This window comes from Hydrogenophaga sp. (genome assembly GCF_036675665.1).
Lineage (GTDB): Bacteria > Pseudomonadota > Gammaproteobacteria > Burkholderiales > Burkholderiaceae_C > Hydrogenophaga.
Genome location: NZ_JAKFEO010000035.1, coordinates 185,841 through 192,798 on the forward strand (window position 1 = coordinate 185,841; position 6,958 = coordinate 192,798).

General features: G+C 61.6%; 8 protein-coding genes. All 8 read left to right on the forward strand.

The window, feature by feature from the left end:
* Positions 1–4 precede the first annotated feature (4 nt).
* Positions 5–1,126: a VanZ family protein gene (locus V6M63_RS13635; protein WP_332742622.1), complete on the forward strand. Its 1,122-nt coding sequence runs from the start codon at positions 5–7 to the stop codon at positions 1,124–1,126.
* On the forward strand, positions 1,123–1,461 hold the full coding sequence (locus V6M63_RS13640) for a (2Fe-2S) ferredoxin domain-containing protein (protein WP_332742623.1): 339 nt from the start codon (positions 1,123–1,125) through the stop codon (positions 1,459–1,461). Before V6M63_RS13635 ends, V6M63_RS13640 begins: the two co-directional genes overlap by 4 nt.
* A 51-nt stretch (positions 1,462–1,512) precedes the next feature.
* Positions 1,513–2,136, forward strand: a complete 624-nt coding sequence (locus V6M63_RS13645) for an alpha/beta hydrolase (RefSeq protein ID WP_332742624.1) — start codon at positions 1,513–1,515, stop codon at positions 2,134–2,136.
* An 87-nt stretch (positions 2,137–2,223) separates the two neighbouring features.
* Entirely contained in the window at positions 2,224–3,363 is a 1,140-nt protein-coding gene (locus V6M63_RS13650) for a D-alanyl-D-alanine carboxypeptidase family protein (protein WP_332742646.1), read from the forward strand.
* 117 nt (positions 3,364–3,480) lie between these two features.
* Entirely contained in the window at positions 3,481–3,858 is a 378-nt protein-coding gene (gene rpsL / locus V6M63_RS13655) for a 30S ribosomal protein S12 (protein ID WP_056266875.1), read from the forward strand.
* Positions 3,859–4,016: 158 nt separating this feature from the next.
* On the forward strand, positions 4,017–4,487 hold the full coding sequence (rpsG, locus tag V6M63_RS13660; protein ID WP_056266870.1) for a 30S ribosomal protein S7: 471 nt from the start codon (positions 4,017–4,019) through the stop codon (positions 4,485–4,487).
* Between the two features lie 92 nt (positions 4,488–4,579).
* On the forward strand, positions 4,580–6,682 hold the full coding sequence (gene fusA, locus V6M63_RS13665) for an elongation factor G (protein ID WP_332742634.1): 2,103 nt from the start codon (positions 4,580–4,582) through the stop codon (positions 6,680–6,682).
* Positions 6,683–6,838: 156 nt separating this feature from the next.
* Positions 6,839–6,958: GTP-binding protein (locus tag V6M63_RS13670; RefSeq protein ID WP_253194645.1), on the forward strand; the 120-nt coding region annotated here is incomplete at its 3' end.

Below are 6,958 nucleotides of genomic sequence, written 5' to 3' on the forward strand. Positions count from 1 at the left end.
CGCTTTGAAAGCGCGCTCATCCGCCTGGCCTCTGGCGTTTCTGTTCGCCTGTCTGGTGGTGTACGCCAGCCTGTACCCCTTCACCGGCTGGCGAGATCAAGGCGTGGTGCCGCTGGCGTTCTTGCAGGCGCCTTTCCCCCAATACTGGACTGGTTTCGATGTCGCTTCCAACCTGGTGGGCTACGCTCCGCTGGGCTTCCTGTTGGCGCTCGCCTTGCAGCGTTCCGGTTCCTCTCACTGGTCGTGGGTGGTGGCACTGGGTTTGCCGGCGTTGCTGTCCTTGACGGTGGAGATGTTGCAGAGTTACCTGCCCATGAGGGTGTCGTCGAATGTGGATCTGGTTTTGAATGTGGCAGGTGCAGCGCTGGGGGTGGCGCTGGCGCTGCTGATCGAGCGCCTGGGCGCGCTGCGCCGCTGGAGCCAGATCCGCGCCAACTGGTTCGAGCCCTCGGCCCATGGGAGCCTCGTCCTGCTGGCGCTCTGGCCTTTTGCCCTGCTGTACCCCCAGCCGGTGCCGTTCGGCCTGGGCCATGTCTGGGACCGGCTGGAGTCGGGCCTCACCGCGCTGCTGGTCGACACGCCGTTTCTGGAGTGGGTGCCCGTGCGTGAGTTGGCGCCCGCACCTTTGAGTCCGCTGGCCGAGGCGTTCTGCATCAGCCTGAGCGTGTTGGCACCCCTGCTCATGGGCTACGCCGACATGCGTTCGCGGACCCGTCGGACGGTTTTCTGCGGCTTGCTGCTGGGTGGCGCCGTGTGCGTGGCAGGCTTGTCGGCCGCACTGACCTACGGTCCCGACCATGCGTGGGCATGGATCACGCCGCAGGCCCAGCTCGGCCTGACAGCGGCCCTGGTTGCGGGAGTGCTTTTTGTTGCCCTGCCACGCCGTATGTGCAACGTGGTCATGCTGTTGTGCTTGGCGGTGTCGTTGAGCCTGCTCAATGGCGCGCCCGTCAGCCCCTATTTCGCCCAATCTCTGGAGGTTTGGGAGCAGGGGCGTTTCATCCGATTCCATGGCTTGTCCCAATGGCTGGGCTGGTTGTGGCCCTTCGCCGCGCTCGTGTTCGGGTTGTTGGCGGTGTCCCGTTCAGCGTCTGCGCCCGCACGCACCTCTAAAATCGATTCATGACTGAAAACAAGTCTTATTACGAGCGCCACATCTTTTTCTGTCTCAATCAGCGGGACAAAGGCGAAGCCTGCTGTGCCGATCACAAAGCGCAGGCGGCGTTCGACCGCTGCAAATCACAGGCCAAGTCGCTCGGCCTTCTGGGCGCGGGCAAGGTTCGCGTGAACAAGGCGGGTTGTCTGGACCGTTGCGCCGGTGGCCCGATCGCCGTGGTCTACCCGGAAGCCGTCTGGTACAGCTATGTCGACGAGCACGACATCGACGAAATCGTGCAATCGCACCTGCGCGACGGTGTGGTGGTGCAACGGCTGGTGACGCCGGCCGATGTGGGGCGCTGAACTTCCAGTGCATGCAAATCACGTGGTGAATCCAGACCCCGAGGACGGAGCATGAACGCCCAAACGGAAGTCCTGACGATGCCAGGCCCTGCGGGGCAGATCGAGTTGGCCATTGACAGGCCCGAGCTTGCCTCGCGAGGCGTGGCGGTGATCGCGCATCCTCATCCGCTGCATGGCGGCACGCTGACCAACAAAGTGGTGCAAACGGTGGCTCGAGCCTGTGTGCTGGCAGGTTTGACCGCGGTGCGATTCAACTTCAGGGGGGTGGGCAACAGCGAGGGCGTGTACGACGAAGGCCGGGGCGAGCTCGATGATCTGTTGGCCGTGGTCGCCGCCCATGCCGCCGAAGGCCCGCTGTTTCTGGCTGGTTTCTCGTTCGGGGCCTTCGTCACCAGCCATGCGGCCGTGCGGTTGCACGCGTCGCGCGACATCCAGCGACTGGTGCTCATTGGTACAGCAGCCAGCCGATTCGATGCTGCGCCCGTGCCTGCGGAACTCCACGCCCGAACCTTGGTCGTTCATGGGGAGCGGGACGATACTGTTCCGTTGTCCAGTGTGATGGATTGGGTCAGACCCCAGGTGTTGCCGGTGCTGGTGGTGCCCGGCGGAGGCCACTTTTTTCACGGCCAGCTCCCGATGTTGCGGGAACTGGTGTTGCGTCACCTGCGCGCCTGAGGCTGCGCAGGTTCTCTTTTTTGACTCTCCTCTAAGGACCGGATTTTGCTGCGTCGTCTCTCTTCTCTCTTTCTGTCTGCCTGTCTGATGGCAGGCTCGGTGTTGCCTGCTTCAGCTCAAATGCCTCAAGCCCCTGAAGTGGCAGCCAAGGCCTATCTGTTGATGGATGTGACGTCCGGGCAGGTCTTGGCCGCCATGAACCCTGATCAGTCCGTTGAGCCCGCTTCACTGACCAAACTGATGACGGCCTACATTGTTTTTGACGCGCTCAAGGCCGGCAAGATCAGCCTCACGCAGACCATGCCCGTGAGTGAGCGCGCCTGGAAGATGCCCGGCTCGCGCATGTTCATCGACCCGAAGATGCAGGTGCCTGTGGAAGACCTCGTCAAAGGCATGATCGTGCAATCGGGCAACGACGCCACCGTGGCCTTGGCCGAAGGCGTGGCAGGCTCGGTGGAGCGCTTTGTGGAACTCATGAATGCGCAAGCCAAATCCCTGGGCATGAACTCGACCAGTTACCGCAACGCCGAGGGTCTCACCGAGGCAGGGCATACCACCACCGCCCGTGACCTGGCGACCCTGGCCAACCGCCTGATGACCGACTTCCCCCAGTACGTTCCGTACTATGCGATCCAGCGTTATCGCTATCCCGGCACGCCTGCGACCAACGACACCAACCGCAACCTGCTGCTGTTTCGCGACCCCAGCGTTGATGGCTTGAAGACGGGTCACACCAACGCGGCGGGATATTGCCTGGTCGCGACCGCGCGGCGTCAGGTGCCGGGTCTGGGTGAGGGCGCGCAGGGCCAGCGCCGTCTCATCAGCATCCTGCTGGGCGCGTCCAGCGAAAACGCCCGTGCTGCAGAGACCCAGAAACTCCTGAATTGGGGCTATACCGCCTTTGAGGCTGTGCGCCTGTTTCCTGCGGATGGCGCCGTGGCCACGCCGCGAGTCTGGAAGGGCAAGTCCGAACAGGTCCGCCTGGGGCGTCCCGAAGGCGTGGTCGTCTCTGTTCCAGCGGGCGAAGGCTCGAAGCTCAAGACCGAGGTGGTTCGCCCCGACCCGCTGGTGGCGCCGTTCAACCGGGGTGATGCTCTGGGCACGCTGCGCGTGAGCTTGGCCAACGGCACGAAAGTGGCCGAAATTCCCCTTGTCGTCATGGACACGGTGGAAGAAAGCGGTGTGTTTGGCCGTGCCTGGGACGCCATCCGCCTCTGGATCCAGTGATCCTTCTGTGGCCCTGAATTGCCAGGGCGCCCACCCCGTGCTACATTAGTCGGCTTTTCGGAATTTTCCGAAGAGCTTTCCGTTTTCGCTTTTTTCAAACGTTTAGGGACGTTTCCAATGCCAACCATCAATCAACTCGTGCGCCACGGCCGGGAGGTCGAAAAGACCAAATCCAAGAGCCCGGCCATGGAAAACTCTCCGCAGCGTCGCGGTGTGTGCACCCGTGTGTACACCACGACCCCCAAGAAGCCCAACTCTGCTCTGCGTAAAGTCGCCAAAGTGCGCCTGACCAACGGTTTTGAGGTGATCTCCTACATCGGCGGCGAAGGCCACAACCTCCAGGAGCACAGCGTCGTGCTGGTTCGCGGTGGTCGTGTCAAGGATTTGCCTGGTGTGCGTTATCACATCGTGCGCGGTTCGCTCGACTTGCAAGGCGTGAAAGACCGCAAGCAGTCTCGCTCCAAGTACGGTGCGAAGAAGCCCAAGGCCAAGTAATCCTGGTTCGAATTCAAGGTGCTGTTTCCCGCGTGGCGCGGTGAATCAGCGTAGTGACCCGAAGCGCGGAATTGTCCGTGTGGGTCGAGTAAGTGGGGGTTCCAATGACCTCCGCGGTGCCTGCCCAGGCGCCAACTGAAGCAATATGAGGTGAAAAAATGCCACGTCGTCGCGAAGTCCCTAAACGTGAAATCCTGCCGGATCCCAAGTTCGGCAATGTCGAGCTCTCCAAGTTCATGAACGTGATCATGGAAGGTGGCAAGAAAGCTGTCGCCGAGCGCATCATTTATGGCGCGCTGGAGCAAATTGAGAAGAAGAGCGGCAAAGACCCGGTTGAAATCTTCTCGGTCGCCATCAACAACGTCAAGCCCATGGTGGAAGTGAAGTCCCGCCGTGTCGGTGGCGCCAACTACCAGGTGCCCGTTGAAGTGCGCCCCGTCCGTCGTCTGGCGCTGTCGATGCGCTGGATCAAGGAAGCCGCGCGCAAACGCAGCGAAAAGTCCATGGCTCTGCGCCTGGCAAACGAACTGATTGAAGCCACCGAAGGCCGTGGCGGCGCCATGAAAAAGCGCGATGAAGTGCACCGCATGGCCGAGGCCAACAAGGCCTTCAGCCACTTCCGCTTCTGATCCGGGCCACCGCCCCTTAGAGCATTCAGTACCGAGAGCCCGCATCCCTTGTTTCAAGGGTGGCGGGCTCGATCCCTTTTCGGAGTATTTCCATGTCCCGCATCACGCCCCTCGAGCGCTATCGCAACATTGGTATTTCCGCGCACATCGATGCCGGCAAGACCACCACCACCGAACGCATCCTGTTCTACACCGGTGTGAACCACAAGATCGGTGAAGTTCACGATGGCGCGGCCACCATGGACTGGATGGAGCAGGAGCAGGAGCGCGGCATCACGATCACGTCGGCTGCCACCACCTGCTTCTGGAAGGGCATGGACATGTCCTTCCCCGAGCACCGCATCAACATCATCGACACCCCCGGCCACGTGGACTTCACCATCGAGGTGGAGCGCTCCATGCGCGTGCTGGACGGCGCCTGCATGGTGTACTGCGCCGTGGGCGGTGTTCAGCCCCAGTCGGAAACCGTCTGGCGCCAAGCCAACAAGTACAAGGTGCCCCGCCTGGCCTTCGTGAACAAGATGGACCGCACCGGTGCCAACTTCTTCAAGGTCGTCGAGCAGATGAAGTTGCGCCTGAAGGCCAATCCTGTGCCCATCGTGATCCCGATCGGAGCCGAGGAAAACTTCACGGGCGTGGTTGACCTGCGCAAGATGAAAGCCATCATCTGGGACGAAGCATCCCAGGGCATGAAGTTCGAGTTCCAGGAAATCCCGGCCGAACTGCTTGAGACCGCCAAGATCTGGCGCGAGAAGATGGTCGAGGCCGCGGCCGAAGCGTCCGAAGAGCTGATGAACAAGTACCTCGAAGAGGGCGACCTGTCCGAGGAAGAGATCACCCACGGCCTGCGTGTGCGCACGCTGGCGGTCGAGATCCAGCCGATGCTCTGCGGTACCGCGTTCAAGAACAAGGGTGTCCAGCGCATGCTGGACGCCGTGATCGAACTCATGCCTTCGCCTGTGGACATTGAAGACGTCAAGGGCACGGACGATGACGAGGAAGTCACCAGCCGCCGGCCCGATGACAACGAGAAGTTCTCTGCCTTGGCATTCAAGCTCATGACCGACCCATATGTGGGCCAGCTCACGTTTGTGCGCGTGTACTCCGGCGTGATGAAGAAGGGCGACTCGGTCTACAACCCCATCAAGGGCAAGAAGGAGCGCATCGGCCGTATCGTGCAGATGCACGCCAACAACCGCCAGGAAGTGGAAGAGATCCGCGCCGGCGACATCGCCGCCTGCGTGGGCCTCAAGGACGTGACCACGGGCGAAACCCTGTGCGATCCCGAAGCCATCATCATGTTGGAGCGCATGGTCTTCCCCGAGCCCGTGATTGCACAGGCCGTGGAACCCAAGACCAAGGCCGACCAGGAAAAGATGGGCATCGCCCTGCAACGTCTGGCAGCCGAAGATCCTTCGTTCCGCGTCAAGACCGACGAAGAGTCGGGTCAGACCATCATCGCCGGCATGGGTGAGCTCCACCTGGAAATTCTGGTGGACCGGATGAAGCGCGAATTCGGCGTGGAAGCCAACGTGGGCAAGCCACAAGTGGCCTACCGCGAAACCATCCGCAAAACGGTGGAAGATTCGGAAGGCAAGTTCGTTCGCCAGTCGGGCGGCAAGGGCCAATACGGTCACGTGGTGTTCAAGATCGAACCCAACGAAGCCGGCAAGGGCTTCGAGTTCGTTGACGCCATCAAGGGTGGTGTGGTGCCGCGCGAATACATCCCCGCGGTGGAAAAGGGCGTCATTGAAGCGCTGACCACGGGCGTGCTCGCCGGTTACCCGGTGGTCGACGTCAAGGTCACGCTGCACTTCGGCTCGTACCACGACGTGGACTCGTCTGAGATGGCCTTCAAGATGGCTGCCATCTTCGGTTTCAAGGAAGGCTGCCGCAAGGCCAGCCCGGTGATCCTGGAGCCCATGATGGCCGTGGAAGTGGAGACGCCTGAAGACTACGCCGGCAACGTGATGGGCGATCTGTCCAGCCGCCGCGGCATGGTCCAGGGCATGGAAGACATGGTCGGTGGCGGCAAGGCCATCAAGGCCGAAGTGCCGCTGTCCGAGATGTTCGGCTATTCCACGACCCTGCGTTCGATGTCGCAGGGCCGCGCCACGTACTCGATGGAGTTCAAGCACTACGCCGAAGCACCGCGCAACGTGGCTGAAGCCATCGTCGCTGCTCGCGCGAAGTAAGAAAGTTGGGGGCAGGTCACCGCAGGTGGCCTGCCCTCGGCCAACAAAGTTTTAGCCGGTCTGCGATCACGCGCCGCCCTGTCCCCGTGCGGGGCGAATCAGCAGTGTGGTGCAGACCTTAAACCATGACACGGGTTTGTTCTTTAGGAATTGAAAATGGCAAAAGAGAAATTTGAGCGGACCAAGCCGCACGTGAACGTGGGCACGATTGGACACGTTGACCACGGCAAGACGACGCTGACGGCGGCGATCACGACGGTGCTGGCGGCCAAGTTT